Annotated in this window: 1 protein-coding gene; it reads left to right on the plus strand. The window is 47.8% G+C overall.

Going from position 1 to position 226, the window contains the following annotated elements; all coding sequences use genetic code 11:
• On the plus strand, positions 1 to 226 hold a 226-nt coding region (locus tag HUN22_RS18465), incomplete at both ends, for an Ig-like domain-containing protein (protein WP_254617586.1).

Consider the following 226-nt stretch of genomic DNA (forward strand, 5'->3'; position numbering starts at 1 on the left):
ATTACAGGTACAGCAGAACCTGGTTCAACGGTGACAGTAACTTATCCAGATGGTAGTACAGCCAGTGTTGTAGCAGGCCCGGATGGTAGCTGGACTGTACCAAACCCAGGCTTAAATGATGGTGATACGGTAACAGCAGTAACAAAAGATCCAGCAGGCAATACCTCAGGACCAGCAACTGGTGTTGTTGATGCAGTTGCACCGGCAGTAGTTCTAAACGATCTAT

Origin of the sequence: Acinetobacter lactucae (assembly GCF_013344765.1) — a bacterium.
Taxonomy (GTDB): Bacteria; Pseudomonadota; Gammaproteobacteria; order Pseudomonadales; family Moraxellaceae; genus Acinetobacter; species Acinetobacter lactucae_A.